At 70.9% G+C, this 19574-nt stretch carries 16 protein-coding genes and 1 pseudogene; 12 read left to right on the top strand and 5 right to left on the bottom strand.

Features of this window, described 5'->3' with window-relative positions; genetic code table 11:
- Window positions 1-174: 174 nt before the first annotated feature.
- The gene (locus tag ACLJQF_RS01915; RefSeq protein WP_410606434.1) at window positions 175-1071 is read right to left on the bottom strand and encodes a hypothetical protein; all 897 of its coding nucleotides are present in this window, start codon (window positions 1069-1071) and stop codon (window positions 175-177) included.
- A 99-nt stretch (window positions 1072-1170) separates the two neighbouring features.
- Window positions 1171-1638: a GNAT family N-acetyltransferase gene (locus ACLJQF_RS01910; RefSeq protein ID WP_410606433.1), complete on the bottom strand. Its 468-nt coding sequence runs from the start codon at window positions 1636-1638 to the stop codon at window positions 1171-1173.
- A gap of 57 nt (window positions 1639-1695) precedes the next feature.
- Here ACLJQF_RS01910 and ACLJQF_RS01905 point away from each other — a divergent pair, with 57 nt between their 5' ends.
- The gene (locus tag ACLJQF_RS01905) at window positions 1696-2277 is read left to right on the top strand and encodes a TetR/AcrR family transcriptional regulator (RefSeq protein ID WP_410606432.1); all 582 of its coding nucleotides are present in this window, start codon (window positions 1696-1698) and stop codon (window positions 2275-2277) included.
- A gap of 189 nt (window positions 2278-2466) precedes the next feature.
- Window positions 2467-7716 (top strand): hypothetical protein, encoded by a 5250-nt coding sequence (locus ACLJQF_RS01900; protein WP_410606431.1) that lies wholly within the window; start codon window positions 2467-2469, stop codon window positions 7714-7716.
- On the opposite strand, the gene ACLJQF_RS01895 is transcribed toward ACLJQF_RS01900, so the two are convergent.
- The gene (locus ACLJQF_RS01895) at window positions 7686-8651 is read right to left on the bottom strand and encodes a helix-turn-helix domain-containing protein (protein WP_410606430.1); all 966 of its coding nucleotides are present in this window, start codon (window positions 8649-8651) and stop codon (window positions 7686-7688) included. The two genes, ACLJQF_RS01900 and ACLJQF_RS01895, sit on opposite strands and share 31 nt — an antisense overlap.
- A gap of 43 nt (window positions 8652-8694) precedes the next feature.
- Between ACLJQF_RS01895 and ACLJQF_RS01890 the strand changes: the two genes are divergently transcribed.
- The 7 genes from ACLJQF_RS01890 (at window position 8695) to ACLJQF_RS01860 (ending at window position 15386) form a co-directional block, all read left to right on the top strand.
- A complete protein-coding gene (locus tag ACLJQF_RS01890; RefSeq protein WP_410606429.1) occupies window positions 8695-9084 on the top strand; it encodes a cupin domain-containing protein in 390 nt (129 codons plus the stop codon).
- Between the two features lie 246 nt (window positions 9085-9330).
- Complete coding sequence (locus ACLJQF_RS01885; protein ID WP_410606428.1) at window positions 9331-9834, top strand: winged helix-turn-helix transcriptional regulator; 504 nt, start codon at window positions 9331-9333, stop codon at window positions 9832-9834.
- A 64-nt stretch (window positions 9835-9898) separates the two neighbouring features.
- Window positions 9899-10390 carry an SRPBCC family protein gene (locus tag ACLJQF_RS01880; protein ID WP_410606427.1) on the top strand — a complete coding sequence of 164 codons (492 nt, stop codon included), beginning with the start codon at window positions 9899-9901 and terminating at the stop codon, window positions 10388-10390.
- Window positions 10387-11412 (top strand): LLM class flavin-dependent oxidoreductase, encoded by a 1026-nt coding sequence (locus ACLJQF_RS01875; protein ID WP_410606426.1) that lies wholly within the window; start codon window positions 10387-10389, stop codon window positions 11410-11412. Before ACLJQF_RS01880 ends, ACLJQF_RS01875 begins: the two co-directional genes overlap by 4 nt.
- Window positions 11409-13712 (top strand): molybdopterin-dependent oxidoreductase, encoded by a 2304-nt coding sequence (locus ACLJQF_RS01870; RefSeq protein ID WP_410606425.1) that lies wholly within the window; start codon window positions 11409-11411, stop codon window positions 13710-13712. Before ACLJQF_RS01875 ends, ACLJQF_RS01870 begins: the two co-directional genes overlap by 4 nt.
- A 25-nt stretch (window positions 13713-13737) precedes the next feature.
- Window positions 13738-14283 carry a dihydrofolate reductase family protein gene (locus ACLJQF_RS01865; protein WP_410606424.1) on the top strand — a complete coding sequence of 182 codons (546 nt, stop codon included), beginning with the start codon at window positions 13738-13740 and terminating at the stop codon, window positions 14281-14283.
- Window positions 14280-15386, top strand: a complete 1107-nt coding sequence (locus ACLJQF_RS01860; RefSeq protein WP_410606423.1) for an epoxide hydrolase family protein — start codon at window positions 14280-14282, stop codon at window positions 15384-15386. Before ACLJQF_RS01865 ends, ACLJQF_RS01860 begins: the two co-directional genes overlap by 4 nt.
- On the opposite strand, the gene ACLJQF_RS01855 is transcribed toward ACLJQF_RS01860, so the two are convergent.
- Window positions 15383-16906 carry an AMP-binding protein gene (locus ACLJQF_RS01855; protein WP_410606422.1) on the bottom strand — a complete coding sequence of 508 codons (1524 nt, stop codon included), beginning with the start codon at window positions 16904-16906 and terminating at the stop codon, window positions 15383-15385. The genes ACLJQF_RS01860 and ACLJQF_RS01855 overlap by 4 nt on opposite strands.
- A 61-nt stretch (window positions 16907-16967) precedes the next feature.
- On the opposite strand from ACLJQF_RS01855, the gene ACLJQF_RS01850 reads away from it, so the two are divergent.
- The 3 genes and pseudogenes from ACLJQF_RS01850 to ACLJQF_RS01840 all read left to right on the top strand — a co-directional run bounded on the left by ACLJQF_RS01850 (window position 16968) and on the right by ACLJQF_RS01840 (window position 18722).
- Window positions 16968-17795, top strand: a complete 828-nt coding sequence (locus ACLJQF_RS01850; RefSeq protein WP_410606421.1) for a hypothetical protein — start codon at window positions 16968-16970, stop codon at window positions 17793-17795.
- A 195-nt stretch (window positions 17796-17990) separates the two neighbouring features.
- A pseudogene (locus tag ACLJQF_RS01845) lies at window positions 17991-18287 on the top strand (nitroreductase/quinone reductase family protein); the annotation flags it as partial.
- A 36-nt stretch (window positions 18288-18323) separates the two neighbouring features.
- On the top strand, window positions 18324-18722 hold the full coding sequence (locus ACLJQF_RS01840; protein WP_410606813.1) for a hemerythrin domain-containing protein: 399 nt from the start codon (window positions 18324-18326) through the stop codon (window positions 18720-18722).
- On the opposite strand, the gene ACLJQF_RS01835 is transcribed toward ACLJQF_RS01840, so the two are convergent.
- Window positions 18723-19571 carry an LLM class F420-dependent oxidoreductase gene (locus ACLJQF_RS01835; protein ID WP_410606420.1) on the bottom strand — a complete coding sequence of 283 codons (849 nt, stop codon included), beginning with the start codon at window positions 19569-19571 and terminating at the stop codon, window positions 18723-18725.
- Window positions 19572-19574 lie beyond the last annotated feature (3 nt).

Below are 19574 nucleotides of genomic sequence, written 5' to 3'. Positions count from 1 at the left end.
TACCGCCGGAAAGCGCTCTCTCGGCGGCAGCCTCCCCGCTTCGCCGAGCAGCGCGAACCCCGGTGACCGATGACGAACACCGGGGTCCGCCAACTTACCGGTGGATTTGGTTCCCAGCAACCGTTTCCCGGAGCTCACAGGAAGCGCGTGCACAATCCGCGTGCGGATGCACGGTCATTTCAACCGGGCGCGCAACAGGTTGGGCGTCCCGCCGAAGTACGCGCTGTCGGCCACATACAGGGTGTCACCGCGGACGGCCACCGAGGTCGGGTTGGCCAATCCATCCGAAGTGGACAAGATGGTCCGGACTCCGTCGCGGCCGACCGTGACGACCCGGTTCTCCTGGTTGACGGCCGCGACGACGTTCCCGCCGTGGAACGCGAAGTCGTCGACCGGCCCGAGACCCGAGGCGACGACCCGGCCGGGTGCTCCGCTGAGCGGGAACCGGACCAGCGTGCCGCGGTCCAGGTTGGACACCCAGACCGCGCCCTCGTGGACCTTGACGCCGTTCGCGCCGAAGCCGCCGGCCGGGGCGAGCAGGTCGCCGGTGGCCCAGTCGGTGACCTTGCCGGTGCGCGGGGAGACCCGCCGGACGACCGAGCCGAACGAGTCGGCGACGAAGACGTCTCCGCTGGCGGGATCGCGGGCGACGCCGTTCTGGAAGCCGGCCGGCGGCAGCGCGGCCACCTGCACCGGTGCGGTTCCGGGGCGGACGCGGTAGAGGCCGGTCGCCGCCGTGCCGGTCGAAACAGCCACGTAGAGGTCGCCGCCCGGAGCGCGGACGAGCCCGCCGAGGAACAGTTTCCGGTGCACCACCGGGACGTCGCCGTCGGCGGGGGTGGGGATCCGGGCGATGACACCGACCTGCCCGCCGGGCGTGACCCGGCCGATTTCGCCGGTGTAGGCGAAGGTGAGGTCGGCGGAGCCGTCGGGTTCCAGGGCGATGTTCTCGGGCTGCTGCCCGGCGGAGAGGTCGAGCGGGATGATCCTCGACGCCGCTTGGGCGGGCGCGGCCGGAACCGCCAGGACGGCGGCCGTGGCCAGCACGACACCGATCTGCTTGATGCGCAAGGGAAACTCCGGTTGGTGGAGGGAACGGTACGTCGACCGTAGGCCCGGTGCGCACCCGGCCGCCAATAGCTCAGCCTGGGCCGGCCATCGGAAAACCGATCACAGGTCGCGGGCGAAGCAGCGTGACAGCGGTTCGTCGCGGTACGGCCCGTACGCCTCGATCGGTGCGTAGCCTTCGCGCTGGTAGAACCGGATCGCGTCCGGCTGCCCGGTGCCGGTTTCCAGCAGCAGTCGCGTGATGCCGAGGTTCCGCGCGTGGTTTTCGAGGGCGCGCAGCAGGGCGGCCGCGACGCCGGTGCCGCGGGCCGCCGGCTCGACGTACATGCGCTTGACCTCGCCCGACCCGGGTCCGAGCAGCCGCAGTCCGCCGCAGCCCACGGCGGCGCCGCCGGTGTCGCGCGCGAGCAGGAACACGGCGACGGTCTCGGCGGTGGGGACCGCGCCGGGTTCGTGGTCGTCGGTGCCGTAGCGGGCGTCGAGCTCGGTCCGCTGGGCTTCGCGCAGACGGACGGCGTCGGGATTTTCCCAGGTCACCTGGGTGATCGTCAGCGTGCAGTCGATCGTCAAGGCGCACTCCCTTTTCCGTAACAGGCGTTACCGTAGCATCTGTTACGCTTCCGGGCCATGCCCAAGCAGCGCGACGTCCAGGCCCAGCGCGACCTGCTGTCGAACGCGACCTGGCAGGTCCTCGCCGACGAAGGCCTGCCGGGGCTGACGCTGCGCGCGGTCGCCGAGCGCGCCGGCTGCACGACCGGCCTGGTGATGCACGCGTTCCCGACGAAGAAGGCGTTGCTGCTGCACGCACGCGACCTGCTGTACGAGCGCACGGCGGTCCGCGCGGACGCGGCGGAAGCGGCGTGCGTCCGGCCGTCCGACGCGCTCGCGGCAGTGCTCGGCCAGGCGGCGGACCTCCCGCACGGCCACCACGAGGAATCCCGGGTCTGGGTGGGCTTCCTGGCGGCGGCCCTGGCCGACGACGACCTGGCCGAACGCCACCGCGCGGCGAACCGTTCGTTCTTGGCGCGAGTCAACCGGTTGGTGGCGTCCTGCCGTCCTGAGTGGACGGACGAGCGGCTCGAGCTGGCGACGAAGAGCCTGGTGGCGTTGGTGGAGGGGCTGAACGTCCTGGCCGCGGCCGACCCGCAGACCTATCCGGCCCGGCTGCAGCGGGACGCGCTGGCCGAGGCGCTCGCATCGCTGGGGTGACGCTGTCCGTCATCACCGAATATGGTTCGGCCGAGCGAGTGGCTTCCGCGCGCTCGTTCACCTGAACGCCGGTTGCGCGGTTCTTTCTCGCGTATGCGGGATTGTCGGCCGCTCGTGTGGCCGGTCCCGCGGGATACGCTGCGAGGCGATTCCGCGCGGGAGGGTGCCGGCCCGGCAGGAGGAGGGTGTGTGGCAGAGGAAGTGCGGCCGGAGACAGCCAACCTGATCTCCGGCAAGGTCGCCGGTTCCGCGCTGCAGATCGGGGCGGTCCACGGCGACATGTACGTCGGCATCGCGAACGAGGCACAGACCACCGATCCAGCCGTTCCGCCGACGGACTGGTCGGTCCTCCCCGAGCTGCCCCCGAAGATCGTTTCCTTGCTGCGCGCGCAGGTCCGCAACGCCGATACCATGCCGTATCGGCTGCGCGGAGCACGTCGTACCTCGCTGTCGACGGTCTACGTCCGCCAGGACGTGACGACCGGGACCGAGTTGCCACCGTCCGATCAGGCACGTCCGCTTCCCGTTCTCGACAGCGCGGGACGGCTCATCGACGTTCCAGGCCCACCGGCGGCGCGGATTACCGTGCGGCCACCGTCACGGAGCATGCCGGAAGCGCTCGACAGCAGTGAGCACATGCTGGTGACCGGCGGGCCGGGACAGGGGAAGTCCACCCTGTCCCTGCGGCTGGCCGCCGACGTGGCCCGCCAGTGGGAGGGCGCCGGTGGCTCCGCTCCTCTGAGCGAACCCGTCGTTCCGCTGAGGTTGACCGCACGGGCGCTGGCGACCCGGCTCGAACTGCCCTTTTTCGAGGCACTGGCGGAAACCGTCCGTGGCGAGTACGGCGCGATGCTCGCCCATCCGCTGCGGCCGGACGATCTGGCCGGGCGGGTCGCCGGCTGTCGGTGGTTGCTGCTCGTCGACGGACTGGACGAGGTGGCCGACACGACCATCCGGGACCTGCTGGTCACCGTGCTCGCCACGTGGGCGTCGGACGCCGCCGCGGCGTATCGCGTCGTCCTCACCACCCGGCCGATCGAAGGCGCCACGCTGGCTCCGTTCCAGCGCATCGGCGCGGCGCGCTACGAACTGCTGCCGTTCGATGAGGAGGCGTTCCGCAGGTTCGCCGGGAACTGGTTCGCGGAAGGCGGCGGCGACGCCAAGACGTTCTTGCGCCAGATCCGCGACGCACACCTGGATGAGCTGGTCCGGGTCCCGTTGCTGGCCACGATCGCGGCAATCATCTTCGACGAATACGTCGACCGCCCGCTGCCGGACAACCAGTACGAGCTGTACGAGACGTACCTGGACTATTTGAGATCTGCGCACCCCATGCAGGCGGGGCCGTTCGACTCGTGTTGCGGGACGCTCCTGGAGTACCTCGGCCGGGTCCGGCTGGAAGAGGACACGTCCCTGGTGACCGCGGCCTGCCGCTGGGTGGGCGCCGAGCTGCCCGGACTGGGCGCCGAGACCGGCTGGCGTGAGCAGCTCGTCGAACACCTGGCTGCGGTGGGGCCCTTTCTCCGCCGCGGTGACGACCTCGGCTTTCTCCACCACAGCTTCGCCGAACACCTCGCAGCCAGTGCGAAGGCGCGGCAACTTCCAGAGAGCTTCGACCCGGCACATCAGGAGATCGTCGAGTTGCTGCACGCGGCCGAGCCCGAAGAACGTGGTCGCTACGCTCGGCGCGTCATGGTGCACTACACGCGGTTGCGCCCGGCGGAGGCGGACCGCCTGATCCGGCACCTCCACGACGGCGGACCCCAGAAGCACCTGCTTGCCGCGCGCCTGCTCGCTTGGCACGTGCCGGCGGGAACGCACGTCGTGGACGCTTTCCTGGCCACGGCGCGTGCGTGGGCCGCGACCACGCAGTACCCCGGCGGGGAAATCCTCGCCGAGGTCAGCAGGGCCGCGCACCACCCCGGTCTGGTGGGCTGGTTGCAGTCCCTCATGCGGGATGGCGGTGTGCCGTGGCCATCGCGCGTCGAGGCCGCCGTGGCGCTGGGGACCCGGCTCGACAACGACGCTCGCGAAGAGGCGGTGGCGTCACTCCGGACGGCCGTGCGGGGCGCCGCCATCGACGTGCAGGCCCGGCTCAACGCGGCTGAAGCGTTGTCGCAGTGCGGTGACGACGAGCGCGAAGCGGCCGTGAACGGCTTGATGGCAGTAATGGACAGCCCGGCTGCCACTGCGTCGCAGCTCGGCGACGCCGCCGTCGTCATGGCCGGGCTGGGTCCGGAGCCCCGGGCCTGCGCGGTCGACACGCTGACCGCGGTGCTGGAGAACCCGAGCGCGACCGACCTGGACCTCGCGACCGCTGCACGCAGCCTGCTGGATATCGACGTCGGATGCCACGAACGTTGTGTGGCGGTGTTCCGGGCTGTGCTCCAACGTCGTCCATGGCTGCTGCTGCTCGCGATCGAGGAGGCCGCGCGCGGCCTGTCGTCGCTGGGACCGGAGTACTCCGCGGAAGCTGCCGCCGCACTGGAACAGCGGATCGCCGACCCCCGGCTGCACCACACCGGCCGAGTGGACAGCGCCCGGGTGCTGTCGCAGCTCGGCCCGCAATACCGCGCGCGAGCCGGCGAACTCGTGGTCGAATTGGCGACCGGTCCGGCCGGGTGCACCTTGGACCAGGCGTACCTCGGTTCGGTGCTCGCCGACTGCGGACCCGAGTTCCGCGTCCGGGCGGTGGCGCTGGCCCGTTCCGCACTGGACGATCCTGCCGTGATGCCGGGATTCCTGCTCATGGTGGGCAGCAGGTTGATCGACTTGGGACCTGACCAGTGGCCGGACGCTGCGGAGGCGCTCACCCGGGTCGCGAACCATTCGCAGGGATACGACGGACTCGCCATGAGCGCTCTCGGATACCTCGCCCGGCTGGGGGCTCCTCACAAGGCATCAGCCGTGGCGAGGCTCCGCTCCGCACTGAACCGGCCGGAATCGACCCCGGAAACTCAACTGACCGCGGCCTGCGAATTGGCTTCCCTCGGACCGGAATTCCACGCCGAAGCAGTCGACCGGCTCGTTCGGCTCACAGCTGCGTCGCTCCCGCTGAGGACCCGGTTGGCAGCGTGGCGGCAACTGGATAGCTTCCTCCCGGAAATGGATCAGCGGGCTTCCGCCGAGATGAGCAGGTTGCCGCTCGGACGGGCGGGCGTCGAGGCGTGGGGCGAAGGTCTCCCGTCGTACCGCTGGGAGGTTCCTGATCCGGAGAAGCTGGCGCGGCAGCTGGAACGGGTGATCGGCGACGGTGCGCTCAGCGGTCGCCAGCGGTATGACGCGGTTCTGATCGTGACGTCGATGCACCACCGTTACCACGCCGTGGCCGCGCGAGGAATGGTGGGACTGATCCGGGACGCTGTCCTCAGCGGCAGCTGGCTCATGACACTGGGACGCCAAGCCAGCCGTGCCGGCGCGGCGACGCGCCGTCTCGTGTCCGATGCGCTGCGAGGCATGGTGCTTTCCCCCGAGAGCCGCCCTGACCGGGTCTGCAGCGCCGCGGAAGCGATGGCTGCTTTGGGCGCGTTGGACGACGAAGATGTGTTTGCGGTGCTGAGGAAGATCGCCGTCGATTGTGCGGTGGACGCCGAATCGCGGTGCGATGCTGCGGTCCTCCTGCTGAGAAACGGCATCATCCCGCCGGCGGATGCCGTGGCGACGGTACTCGGCCTTCGGACGAAAATGGAGCAGATCGCCTGGATTCGCGGTGTCCGCAGTGCCGTCGAGGCCGGCGCTGATGTGGTGGATGACCTGCGCGCGGTCATGCTCGATCGTGATACGGATTGCCGCCACCGGCAGCAATCGGCGGTCTTGCTCGCGGAAATGGCCACGGTCGAAGTCCCCGGCGTGTGCACCGAACTGCGGTCGCAGGCGGAAGACCCGTTCGCCGATGCCGCCTGGCGAACCAGGGCGATGACGAGGCTGAGCACCGTGGACCCGCGCACCGTCACCGCGTCCGCCGCGGACTTCCACGCGACGATGGTGGACGAGCGGAAGCCGATCGACCAACGCTGCGACGCGGCCGGTCAGCTCGCGGCGTTCGGCAGCCCGGCGGGCGAGTTCGCGCGCCGGACGTTGCTGCGGTTGGCCGGGGCGTCGGAGTTGACACCGGGGGAACGGGGTGAGGCGCTGCGGGTGCTCGACCACTTCACCCCCGAGGCCGGGATGACCCGGCTAGGGCTGGCGCTGGCGCACGACCCGACGGCCACTTCGGGCAAGGTTCGCGCCGGCGTGCTGCGTGATCTCACCGGCAAGGACCGCCGGTCCGTCGGCCGCGAGCTGGTGCGGGACCGCCTGGTCTCGCCGAAGACCTGGTCGGATCGCGTGAACCGGTGGAGCGACGCGCTGCTGGCCGAGGAAGCCGAGCGAGCACTCCTCGATCGTCTAGCCGCCCCGGAAACGGCCCCGGCAGCCCGGATCGAAGCGGCGGTGGCGCTGAGCCGGATCGCGCCTGCGCTCGAACCGAAAGCCGTGCGGGAACTCGAGGAACTGGGTCGCGGCCGGGGTGCCACCCGTCGCGCGCGGCATGAGCTGGCGTTGCTCGATCCGCGCTGGCGTGACCGTGTTCTCGCCGACGCGCGTGCTGTGCTGGCCGATCCTGGTCGCGCTGGGCGTGACCGGGCCCAAGCAGGGTTCGTCGTCATCGAGCTGACCTCCGAGCTGCCCGGGCAGAGCCGGAGGGATCTGGAGGATCTCCTGACCGACGGGCGGATCGCCGGCCGGCTCCGGCTAGGCATCCTGCGCGGTCTGCGACGCCTGGACGACGTTCGGGCACTGCGCGACGATCAGCGCGAGCCGCTCTCACTGCGCTTGAAGGCAGCGAACTGGCTGTCCGGGTACAGCGGCCAAGACCGCGCCGCCGCCGCGGCTCTGTATCAGACGGCCGCGACCGCCGCGAACTGCCACCCGGGACTGCGCTGGCGGGCCGCCCGGCACCTCGCCCGGCTGGGGCAACGAGGACATGAGCTCGGGACGGCGGCCTTGGAAGCGTTGATGAGGGACGCGGCACTTCCGCTTGCCGCGCGCCGGGAAGCCGCCCGGCGGCTGGGGTCGTGCAGACCGGATCTGCGCGGCGACGTGCTCGGTGTGTTGCGCCGGTTCCTGGCCGGGGAAGACGCGCTCGCCCGGGTGCAGACCTGGAAGGCGATCGGTGTGTTCCAACCCGAAGAAGCTGCACTCGGCCTCCTCGAGATGGCACGAGACGAAACCCTTGGCCCGGTCGTCCGGTGCCGGAGCGCCTGGGCCGCCGCGCGCCTGCACCGCGACCACCGGGAGGCGGCCGCGGTCGTTGCTCGCGAGATCGCCCACGACGACCAAGCCCCGGCTCACGTTCGCGTCTCAGCCGCGCGGTTGCTGGCCCTGATCAGCGATCTCTGCCGCGAAGAAGCCCGCGAGCTGTTGAGACGTTACGCAGCCGGGCCGAAGCGGCGGCGGTAAGCGCTCGGGCTGAGGCCGGTGTGCCGCCGTAGCTGCGCCCGCAGGTTCGCCGCCGTCCCGAAGCCGCTCGAAGCAGCCACCCGGTCCAATCGCAGCTCGCCCCGCTCGATCATGCGGCAGGCCAAACTCACCCGTTCCGTCGTCAGCCACGCCAGCGGCGTCGTCCCCAGCTCAGCGCGGAACTTCCGGTGCAGCGTCGCCGGGCTGGTCGCCGCACGGGTGGCCAGGTCCGGCACCGTCAGGGGCTGGTCCAGGCGCTCCAACGCCCACGCCAGGACCGGGGCCAGTGACGTCTCCGGGACCGCCGGCACCGGGCGCGCGATGAACTGCCGCTGGCCGCCGTCGCGGTGGCCGGTGAACACCAGGCGGCGGCTCACCGCGTTGACCACCTCGGCGCCGTGGTCGCGGTGGATGATGTGCAGGCCCAGGTCCAGCGAAGCCGCGCTGCCCGCCGCCGTCAGGACGTTCCCCTCGTCGATGAACAGCACGTCCGGTTCCCAGTGCACCCGGGGGAACTTCGCGGCCAGCGAGGCGGCCCACTGCCAGTGGGTGGTCGCCCGCCTGTCGTCGAGCACGCCTGCTTCGGCGAGGGCGAACGCCCCCGTGCAGAAGCTCACCAGGCGGGCGCCGCGGTCGGCTGCCCGGCGGATCGCCGCGGTGATCGCCGGGGCCGTCGGGACGTCGGTGTCCGGGCGGGCCGGGACGATCAGGGTGTCCGCCGTGTCGGCCGCCTCGATACCGGCCACGTCGGACAGCGTGAACATGCCGAGGTTCATCCGGACCGACGGCGTCGCCGCGCAGAGCGCGAAGTCGTACCAGGGCCGGTCGAGTTCGGGGCGGCGGAGGCCGAACAGCTCGGTGGCCACGCCCATCTCGAACGGGTTCGACTCCTCGGTGACGATCGCGACGACCCGGTGCGAGAATTCTTGCGGCATGTGCGATTCCTAGCACTCCCCGGCCACGGAAGCCAGGGTCACCATGAAGCGCATGAACCCGATCGACCTCAACGAAGTCCTGGCGAGCTTCGACGCCGCCTGGAGCCCGCGGATCGTCACCCGCGTCAACGACTACGACATCCGCCTCGCGCGGTTCGACGGCGAGCACGTCTGGCACGTCCACGAGCACACCGACGAGTTCTTCCTCGTCCTCGACGGCGAGATCGAGATCGGCCTGCGCGACCCGGGCGAACGTGTCGTCACGCTCGGCCGCGGGCAGGTCTTCGTCGTCCCGAAGGGCACCTTCCACAAGCCGTCGTCGAAGGCGGGGGCGAGCGTGCTGCTCGTCGAACCGGCCGGGACGCTCACGGTCGGCGACGTGCACGACGAGGTCCCCGGCCACGTCGACGTGACCACCGGGCACCTCGTCTGACCTCGGGACGATGCCGGCTGCCGCACCCGCCCGGCACGGCCCGCCCTCCCGGGGGCTGCCCCCGCTTCCAGCGTATCGAGGCGGCCCGACGGAAACCGGGCATCAGTCCCGCCGCCGGCCCGGTTGTCCACACCCCCGCCGGACTGTGTACAACCAGGCCGGCAACGTCGACGAGCCGCCCGCCGAACGCGAAACAGCCCCGGCTGACCTGCTGAGTCCTTTTCCGGAACGGGGTACGCTCGCTGCATGAAACGGACATCGTTCGCGCAGTGGCCGTGCTCGATCGCGCGCACCATGGACCTGCTCGGCGACTGGTGGACGCCGCTGGTGCTGCGGGACGCCTTCTACGGCGTGCGCCGCTTCGACGAGTTCCAGCAGGCGCTCGGCATCGCGCGCAACACCCTCGCCGACCGGCTCAAGCGGCTGGTCGAGGAGGGGCTGCTGGAAAAGGTGCCCTACCAGACCGAGCCGGTGCGCTACGACTACGTGCTCACCGAGAAGGGCCGTGACTTCTTCCCGGTGCTGCTCGCGATGACCCGCTGGGGCGACAAGTGGCTCGCGAGCGAGGCCGGGCCGCCGATCACCGTGCACCACCTCGCCTGCGGGCACGACACGCACGCCGAAACCGTCTGCGCGCAGTGTCGGGAACCGATGACGCCGGACGACACGCGGATGCGCCGCGGCCCCGGTTTCCCGCTCCGGCTGGCGCAGCGTCCGGACGTCGAGGAGCGCTTCGCTCGGCAGGAGTGATTGACAGGCTAAGTCCATCTACGCAACTATCGTGGTCAGCGACCCTGAAGGGAGTGCGACCACGATGGAGTGGACAGGTGCGCGGTACGCCGACCTGCCGACGGCCGAAGTCTCGACCTGGATCGACGCCGCACCCGAGGACGTCTGGCCGCTCATCTCGGACATCTCCCTGATGCCCGAGATGAGCCCGGAACTCCAGTCCGTCGAGTGGTGCGAAGAGGGCCGCAAGTTCCTCGGCCGCAGCAAGCACGACGCGTTCGGCGAGTGGGAGACGACCTCGTACGTCGTGGAGTGCGAAGCGCCGCGCGTGTTCGCGTGGGCCGTGCAGGACCCCGAAGAGCCCACCGCGGTCTGGAAGTTCACCCTCGCTCCCGACAACGGCGGCACGCGCCTGAGCCAGTGGATGCGGATGGGCCCCGGCCGGTCCGGGCTGTCGTTCGCCATCGACCGGATGCCGGAGAAGGAACAGAAGATCGTCTTCGTCCGCATGCGGGAGTTCGAGACGGCGATGACGGGCAACCTCGCCGCGATCAAGGCCCGGATCGAAAACCGATGAGGACCGCGACGACCGTCGAGTTCTCCACGGACACCCGCACGACGCTGGACTTCGTGCTGGAAGCGGAGAAACTCGGCCTCGACGTCTGCTGGGTGGCCGAAGCCTGGGGCTCGGACGCGCCGTCCGCGCTCGGCTACCTCGCCGCCCGCACCGACCGGATCCGGCTCGGGTCCGGGATCATCCAGCTGGGCACGCGCACGCCGGTCGCCATCGCGCAGGCCGCGCTCACCCTCGCCGACCTGTCCGGCGGCCGGTTCGCGCTCGGTCTCGGGCCGTCCGGGCCGCAGGTCGTCGAGGGCCTGCACGGCGTCCCGTTCGCGAAGCCGCTGACGCGCATGCGCGAGACCGTCGAGATCATCCGTCAGGCCTTCGCGGGGGAGAAGATCTCGTTCTCCGGCAAGGCTTTCGAGATCCCGTTGCCCGGCGAAGCGCGCCCGATGCGGCTGTCCACCGCGCCGAACCCGGACATCCCGATCTACCTCGCGACGCTGTCGCCGATGCTCCTGGAGCTCACCGGCGAGGTTGCGGACGGCTGGCTCGGCACCAGCTTCGTGCCCGAAGGCGCCGACGCCTACTTCGCGCATCTCGACGCCGGACTCGCGAAGGCAGGCAGGCGGCGCAAGGACATCGACGTCTGCCAGGGCGCCGAAGTCGCCTTCGCGGACAACGAAGACGAGCTGCGCACCTTAGTCGGCAGCCGCAAGAAGGAACTGGCCTTCAGCCTCGGCGGGATGGGCTCGGCCACGACGAACTTCTACAACAACGCCTACAGCCGCCAGGGCTGGGCGGACGTCGCCGCCGAGGTCCGTGCGCGCTGGCAGGCCGGTGACCGCGACGGCGCCACCGCGCTCGTCACCGACGAAATGGTGCTCGGCACGACGCTGATCGGCACCGAAGAGATGGTGCGCGAACGGTTGCGCGTCTGGCGCGACACCGGCATCGACACCGTCCGGCTCTACCCGGCCGGCGAAACGCTCGAAGCACGCCTCACGACGCTCGGACGTGCATTGGAGCTGATATGACCGGCGAGTGGCAGCGCACCGCGTGCAGCCTCTGCTACCTCAACTGCGGGCTGGAGGTGCAGCTCGAGGGCCGGAAGATCACCCGCGTCCGCGGCGACAAGGCGCACCCGCGCTCGGGCGGCTACCTGTGCCAGAAGGCGCAGCGCCTGACCTGGTACGGCGACCACGAAGACCGTCTGACGACGCCGCTGCGCCGCCGTCCGGACGGCACCCACGAACCGATCGGCTGGGACACCGCGCTCACCGAGATCGCCGCGAAACTGCACGCGATCCGGGACGCCGACACCGAAGCCGGGCGGCCCGGCTCGTTCGCCTACGTCGGCGGCGGTGGCCAGGGCAACCACTCCGGCGGCGCGTACGGCGCGTCGCTGCTGAAGTGGATGAACTCGACACGGCACTTCAACGCGCTGTCGCAGGAGAAGAGCGGTGACTTCTGGGTCAACGGGCACCTGTTCGGCTCGACCACCGTGCACACCGCCGAAGACGTCGAGCACTGCGACCTGCTCGTCGTGCTCGGCTGCAACCCCTGGCAGGCGCACGGGTTCAGCAACGCCCGGCAGGCGCTCAACACGCTCAGGAACGACCCGGACCGCCGGATGATCGTGATCGACCCGCGGCGCACCGAGACCGCGGAGCTGGCCGACCTGCACCTCCCGCTGCGCCCGGGCACCGACGCCTACCTGCTGGGCGCGATCCTGGCGCTGCTCCTCGAACGGGGTGCTGCCGACGAGGAATTTCTCGCCGCGCGGACCGAAGGGTTCGACGAAGTCGCCGCCGTGCTGGCGAAAGTGCCGGTGGACGCGTGGATCGCGCACGCCGAAGTGTCCCGTGTGGACGTCGAGCGGGCCGTCGACCTGATGTGCGCGGCCAAGGCGATGACCGTGCGCGTCGAGCTCGGCATCCAGCAGGGCCGGCACTCGACGCTCAACAGCTACCTGGAAAAGCTGCTGTACCTGCTCACCGGGCACTTCGGCCGGCGCGGTACGAACAACCTGCACTCGTGGCTGCTGCCGCTGTGGGGCGCGACGACCGGGCAGCGCTCCGAGATCACCGGCTTCGAGTACATCGGCGGCCTGCTGCCGGCGAACACCTTCGCCGAGGAGGTCCTCGCCGACCACCCGAACCGCGTCCGCGCGGTGTGGGTGGAATCGTCGAACCCGGCGAACACCTTCGCGGGGACGCGGGACGTCGAACGCGCGCTCCGGGCGGCGGAGCTGTCCGTGGTGGTCGACGTCGCCTACACCGAGACGGCCGCGCTGGCCGACTACGTGCTGCCCGCGGCGTCCCAGCACGAGAAGTGGGAGTTCACCCTCTTCACCTTCGAATGGCCGACGAACTACTTCCAGCTGCGGCGGCCGTTGCTGGACCCGCTGCCGGGCACGCTCGTCGAGGCCGAGATCTACGCGCGGCTGTTCGACGCGCTCGGCGTGCTGCCGGCGTCCGACGTCCTCGCCGAACTGGCCGCCAGGCCGCGCTCGGAGCTGCAGGCCGGGCTCGGCGCCCTGATCCAGGCGATGCCCGAGCGCGGGGCGATCCTGCCGGTGCTGCTCTACCGCACTCTCGGCGCGTCGCTGCCCGACGGCGCGGCGTCGATCGCGCCGCTGTGGGCGGGCTGCCACCGTGCGGCGAAGACGATGACCGTGCCGGTGCAGCGTGCGCTGGGCAGCTCGGCCACCCCGCCGCGGCTCGGAGAAGAGCTCTTCGAGCGCGTCCTGGCCGGTCCGACGCCGTTTTCGGCGCACGAACAGGACGAAGTGTGGAGCCTGCTGCGCCGCGAGCGCGTCCGGCTGGCCGTCCCGGAGCTGCTGGACTGGCTGGCCGCGCTGGACCCGGCCGCCGAACAGCCCGACCCGGAATACCCGTTTTCGCTGCTCAACGGGCAGCGGCGGGCGCACAACGCGAACCAGATCCTGCGTGACCCGCGCTGGCGCCGCACCGATCCGGACGGCGCCCTGCGCGCTCGTCCCGAGGAACTGGCGTCGATCGGTGCTTCGCCGGGGGACTGGGTGGCCGTCGTGACGGCGGCGGGGCGGGTGGTCGTCCGCGCCGAGGCCGATCCCGCGCTGCGGCCGGGCCAGCTCGCGTTGCCGCACGGCTACGGCATGGCCTACCCGGCCGCCGACGGCCGCCGGGTGGTCAGCGGCCCGCGGATCAACCTCCTGACGGACGCGCTGGACCGCGACCCGATCGCGGGCACGCCACACCACAAGGACGTTCCGGCGCGCCTGGAACCGGCGACCGAGGAGGAGCGGGCCCGGGCGGAGGCGGACAGTGTGACTGTCGCGAGTGGACGGTCTTGACGTTCCGCCGGTCTATAGTGGGCCCATGCGCAAGATCGTCTCGAACCTGTTCATCTCGCTGGACGGCGTGGTCGAAGCGCCGGACAAGTGGTCGTTGCGGTACTGGAGCGACGAAATCGGCCAGGCGGTCGGCAGCGGAATGGCCGCCGCCGACGCGATGCTGCTCGGGCGCGTCACCTACCAAGGATTCGCCGAGGCGTGGCCCGGCCGGACCGCCGAGGAGGACGAAGGTGCCGAGTTCATGAACAACGTGCGCAAATACGTGCTTTCGACCACGTTGTCCGAAGTCGGCTGGAACAACTCGACGCTGCTCACCGGCGACCCGGCCGAGGCGGTCCGGACGCTGAAGGCCGGGCCCGGCGGGGACATCATGACCAGCGGCAGCACGACGACAGTGCGGTGGCTGCTGTCCGAAGGGCTGATCGACGAGCTGAACCTGCTGCTGTACCCGATCGTCGTGGGCCGGGGAAAACGGTTGTTCCCCGAGGACGGGCCGTCGTTCCCTCTGGTGCTCGAGAAATCGGCGACCTTCGGCAACGGCGTCGTGCAGCTGACCTACGCGCCGGCGTGATCACCCCGTTCCGGATCGACGTCCCCGACGCCGATCTCGATGACCTGCGCGCGCGGCTGCGCCGGACGCGCTGGCCCGAAGCCGGACCCGTGGCGGACTGGAGCCAGGGCACGCCGCTGGAGTATCTGCGTCCGCTGTGCGAGTACTGGGCGGCGGAGTACGACTGGCGCCGCACGGAAGCGCGGCTGAACCGGTTTCCGCAGTACCGCACCGAAATCGACGGACTGGGCATCCACTTCCTGCACGTGCGCTCCCCGGATCCGGCCGCGTTGCCGCTGCTCCTCACGCACGGCTGGCCCGGCTCGTTCCTCGAGTTCTCGAAGGTGATCGAGCCGCTTTCCGAGGAGTTCCACCTGGTGATCCCGTCGCTGCCGGGCTACGGCTTCAGCGACAAGCCGTCGGCGCCGGGCTGGGGGATCGAGCGGATCGCGGCGGCGTGGGCGTCGTTGATGGGCCGCCTGGGTTACTCGCGCTACGGCGCGCAGGGCGGCGACTGGGGGACGTCGATCACGACGTCGCTGGCCCAGCAGGACGCGGCGCACCTGGCGGGCATCCACCTGAACCCGCCGATCGCGGCCCCGGACCCGGCGACCTTCGACGACCTGACGCCGTCCGAGCGGGCAGCGCTGGACGCGCTGGAACACGCCCAGCGCTGGGAAGACGGATATTCGGTGGTGCAGTCGACCCGCCCGCAGACGATCGGCTACAGCCTGCTCGACTCCCCGGCGGGCCTGTGCGGCTGGCTGGTGGAAAAGTTCCATGCCTGGTCCGACGGCTTCCCGTTCACCCGCGACGAGCTGCTGGACGACATCACGCTGTACTGGCTCACCGGCACGGCCGCATCGTCGGCGCGGCTGTACTGGGAGAGCATCCGCAAGGTCCAGAAGTGGTTCTCGGAGGCGACGGAGGACACGGTCGACGTCCCGGTGGGCTGCTCGATCTTCCCCGCGGAGATGCCACGCCCGTCACGCCGCTGGGCGGCCAAGCGGTACACCGACATCCGGCATTGGCACGAGCTCGGGCGGGGCGGCCACTTCGCGGCGTACGAGCAGCCTGAACTGTTCGCCGACGAGGTGCGGACGTTCTTCCGGCTGGTCCGTTAGTTGACCTGCCTCGACTGCCCTTTCCAGAACGGCTCCCGGAGCTTGAACTTCTGGATCTTGCCGGTGGCCGTCCGGGGCAGCGCGTCCAGGAATTCGATCCGCTTCGGGCACTTGTACCCGGCCAGGTACTCCCGGCAGTGCCGGATCAGCTCCTCGGCCGTGACCTCGCCCTCGACCACGACCAGCGCCGTCACCAGCTCGCCCCACTTCTCGTCGGGGATGCCGATCACCGCGGCCTCGCGGATCGCCGGGTGCGAGTTCAGCGCGTCCTCCACCTCGATCGACGACACGTTCTCGCCGCCGGAGATGATCACGTCCTTCTTGCGGTCCGCGATCGTCAGGTAGCCGTCCTCGAACGCACCGCCGTCGCCGGTGTGGAACCAATTGCCCTCCTGGACCCGGGCCGTCTCCGCCGGGTTCTCCCAGTAGCCGTCCAGGTTGTGGTTCGACTGGGCGAGCACCTCACCGTCGGTGTCGACAGCGATCCGGACGCCCAGCGCCGGCGTTCCCGCGCGGCCCAGCAGCCGCGCCTGCTCGTGCGGGTCGAGGTCCGCCCACTCGCTGCGCATCCGGTTGACCGTCAGCAGCGGCGCGGTCTCGGTGAGCCCGTAGATCTGGATGAACTCCCAGCCCAGCTCGGCCCGGACCCGCTCGATCGTGCGAGTCGGCGGCGGTGCGCCGGCCACGACGATCCGGACGCGGTCGCGGCCCGGGATCTCGCCGTCCCACTTCGCGGCGCCGTCCAGCGCCGCGGTGACCACCGCGGGGGCCGCGCAGAGGATGGTGACGCCGTGCTCGTCGATGCGGCGCAGGATCTCGGTGCCGTCGACCTTCCGGAGCACGATGTGCCGCCCGCCGAGGCCGGTCACCGCGTACGGCATGCCCCAGCCGTTGCAGTGGAACATCGGCAGGGTGTGCAGCAGGACGTCGTTGTCGCTCAACGTCGTGTGCAGGCCGAAGACGGCGGCGTTCAGCCAGATGTTGCGGTGGGTGAGCTGCACGCCCTTCGGCCGGGCCGTCGTTCCCGACGTGTAGTTGATGGTGGCGGTGGCCGACTCGTCGCCGTCCCACGGCCGGGGCGTTCCGCCGCCGCCCCAGATGGCGTCGTCGTCGCGGCCGAGGACGAACACGTGCTTCGCCGTCACCGTGTCCAGCAGGTGCGCCAGCTCCGGGTCGACGATCAGCACCTCCGCCCCGGAGTGCTCCACTATGTACTTGACCTCGGCGGGAGCCAGCCGGAAGTTGACCGGGACCAGGACCCGGCCCCAGGCGGACACGCCGAAGAACGACACGAGCAGCCGCGCGGCGTTGTGCGACACCATCGCGACGCGCCCGCCGGCCGGCACGCCCAGTGCGTCGAGGTGGGCGGCCTGCGCGCGGGCCCGGCGCGCCACCTCGCGGTAGGTGAGCGAACCCCAGCTCGGCGCGGGCTGGTCCGGCTCGTCGACCACCGCGACGCGGTCCGGATACACCGTTTCCGCGCGGTCGAGGAAGTCCCGGACACCCAGATCGAAGAACATCCCCCGATGATGACTCCTCACCGGGTGCCCGCACCAGTCCGATGTGGTTCGCTGGACCGCGATGGACTTCGACACGGTGGCCGGCGAGCTCTACGGGGGTGACCTCGCGGAGTTCGTCAGCGCGCGCAACGCGGCGGTCAAGGCCGCGAAGGCCGGTGGAGACGCCGAGCTCGCGAAGCGGATCCAGCAGCTTCGCAAACCGACCACGGCCGCGGCGATCGTCAACGGCCTGGCCAGGGACGACTCCGACCAGCTGCGCGAACTGGCCGAGCTCGGCGCCGAACTGCGGGACGCGCACACCCGGCTGGCCGGTGACGAGCTGCGCGCGCTGACCCGGCGCCGCGGCGAGCTGGTGCGGCGGATCCTCCACGAGCTGCCGTCGATGAGCGACCCGGTGACCCGCGAGGTGGAAGCGACCCTGGAGGCCGTCGCGGCCGAGCCGGACACCGCCGCGCTGGCGCTCGCCGGGCGGCTGACGTCGGTGGCGCACCAGGACACCGACCAGTGGTTCAGCCTCGCCGCGAGCGTCCCGCCCGCCACCGGGAAGCGCCCGCAGAAGCTGGTGGACAAGGCCGAGCCGGCCCGGCCGAAGCGCGACCACCGGCGTGAAGAAGAGGAGCGGGTCCAGGCTCGCGCGGAACGCGAGCGCCTGCGCAAGGAAGCCGCCGAGCGGGACAAGGAACGCGCGGTGGCCGAACGCGACCTGGTCCGCACCGAACGCGCGGCCGAGCAGGCCGCCGCCCGCGTCGACGACCTGCGCGAGCGCCTGGCGGAAGCCGAGGAACGCGCCGAACGGGCGAAGACGGAGTTCGAGACGGCGAAAGCGGCCTTCGACGAAGCCGACGCGGCCGCCACCGCCGCCCGGAAAGCCGCGGACGCCGCCCGCTGAGCTATGCAGTTAAGGGATGGCCGGCCGCCGACCCGATTGGTAACGTGTGAGCGTGCCCCGGATGGGCCGACACACGGAGGTAGTGGCTACTCAGCCCCCTTGAGATCGACACGTTCTGCCTTTCCCCTGGCGGAGCTGTGCCCTTCGTGTCGCCCTCTCGGCCTCCGGTGATTTCTTCATCGGAAAGGATCACCCAGCTTGATCATGCTCACCACGACCGGCGCCCGCACGGGCCGGAAGCACCGCGTTCCCTTGGGGGCCTTGGACATCGACGGCCGGCTGGTCGTCGTCGCCTCGGCGATGGGCGCGCCGAAGCACCCGGCCTGGTACCACAACATCCGGCGCAACCCGCTCGTCCTGGTGGAAACGGACACCGAAGAGTACGAGGCGATGGCCGCCCTCCCGCCGGACCGCGACAAGCTGTTCGCCGAGGTGATCGAGCGGGAATCCGGTTTCGCGGACTACCAGGCGCGCACGACCCGGATCCTGCCCGTCGTCGAGCTGCACCGGGTCGACACCGCCCGCCGCATGGGCGACTGGCTCGTCGAGATGCACGATTGGCTGCGCGGCGAGCTGAAGGAAGTGCGCGCCGAGCTGGACTGCGGTACCCCGCGAGCACTGCGCCTGCGCTGCGCCGGGCTCTGCACGGCGCTCACCCGGCACCACACCGGCGAAGCCAGGAACATCTTCCCCTTGCTGGCCGAGCGGTTCCCCGCCCTCGCGCCCACACTGGCGAAGCTCGACGAAGAGCACATCGTCGTGGCCCGGCTGCAGGAGGAGATCGAGCGGCTCGTCGAGGTGGAAACCGACCCGGTCCGGCTCCGCGCGGAGTTCGACCGGCTGCAGTCCGCACTGGACAGTCACTTCGCCTACGAGGAGCGCACGCTCGTCGCGGCCCTGAACGTCCTGCTGCCCGCGCCCGGCTGATCAGAGCAGCAGCTCGGCCAGCCGCCGCTGGCCGGCCAGTTCCGCCTCGGGGGACGGGCCGAGCACCTGCACCGCCACGTGGTCGGCACCGGCGTCCACATGGGACAGCAGGCCCTTGGCGACGGTCTCCGGGGTGCCGTGCAGGACGAGGTCGTCGATCAGCCGGTCGGTGCCGCCGCCGGTGACGTCGGCCTCGGTGTACCCGTGGCGCAGCAGGTTGTTCACGTAGTTGCTCAGGCCGAGGTACGGGGTCTGGACGTACGGCCGTCCGATGGCGCGGGCGGCCACCGGATCGTCGTCCAGGACCACCTTGTGCTCCGGCGCCAGCAGCTTGCCCGCGCCCAGGATCGCTCGCGCGTGCCGGGTGTGCGTGGCCGGCACGAGGTACGGGTGCGCGCCGGCGGTGCGCTCGGCGGCCAGCTTCAGCACGCGGTCGCCGAGCGCGGCGAGCACCCGGGCCTCGACCGGGACGCCGGCCGCGTCGAGCCGGTCGAGGTAGTCGACGATCTTGGCGTACGGGCTGCGGTACCCGGTGACCGACTCCGGGTGGCCGATGCCGATGCCGAGCAGCAAACGCTTTCCGTAGCGGCCCGCGAGCCGGTGGTAGGACGCGGCGAGCGTCTCCGGTTCGTCGACCCACATGTTGACGATCGCCGTCGCCACGGTGATCCGCTCGGTGGCGGCGAGGATTTCCTCGACGAACGCGAGGTCGCCGACCGAGTTGCGGCCGGTGCCCAGCCAGACCACGCCGTACCCCAGCCCGTCCGCCGCGATCGCCTGTTCCTTGCGGGTCACGTCGTTGCGGTGCGGGGCCAGGAACACGCCGAACCTGCTCGGTACATTTGTCATACC

The organism is Amycolatopsis sp. lyj-109, assembly GCF_046548995.1.
Classification (GTDB): Bacteria; Actinomycetota; Actinomycetes; order Mycobacteriales; family Pseudonocardiaceae; genus Amycolatopsis.
The sequence above is the reverse complement of the archived record's forward strand: the minus strand, read 5'-3'. Positions and strand labels throughout refer to the sequence as shown.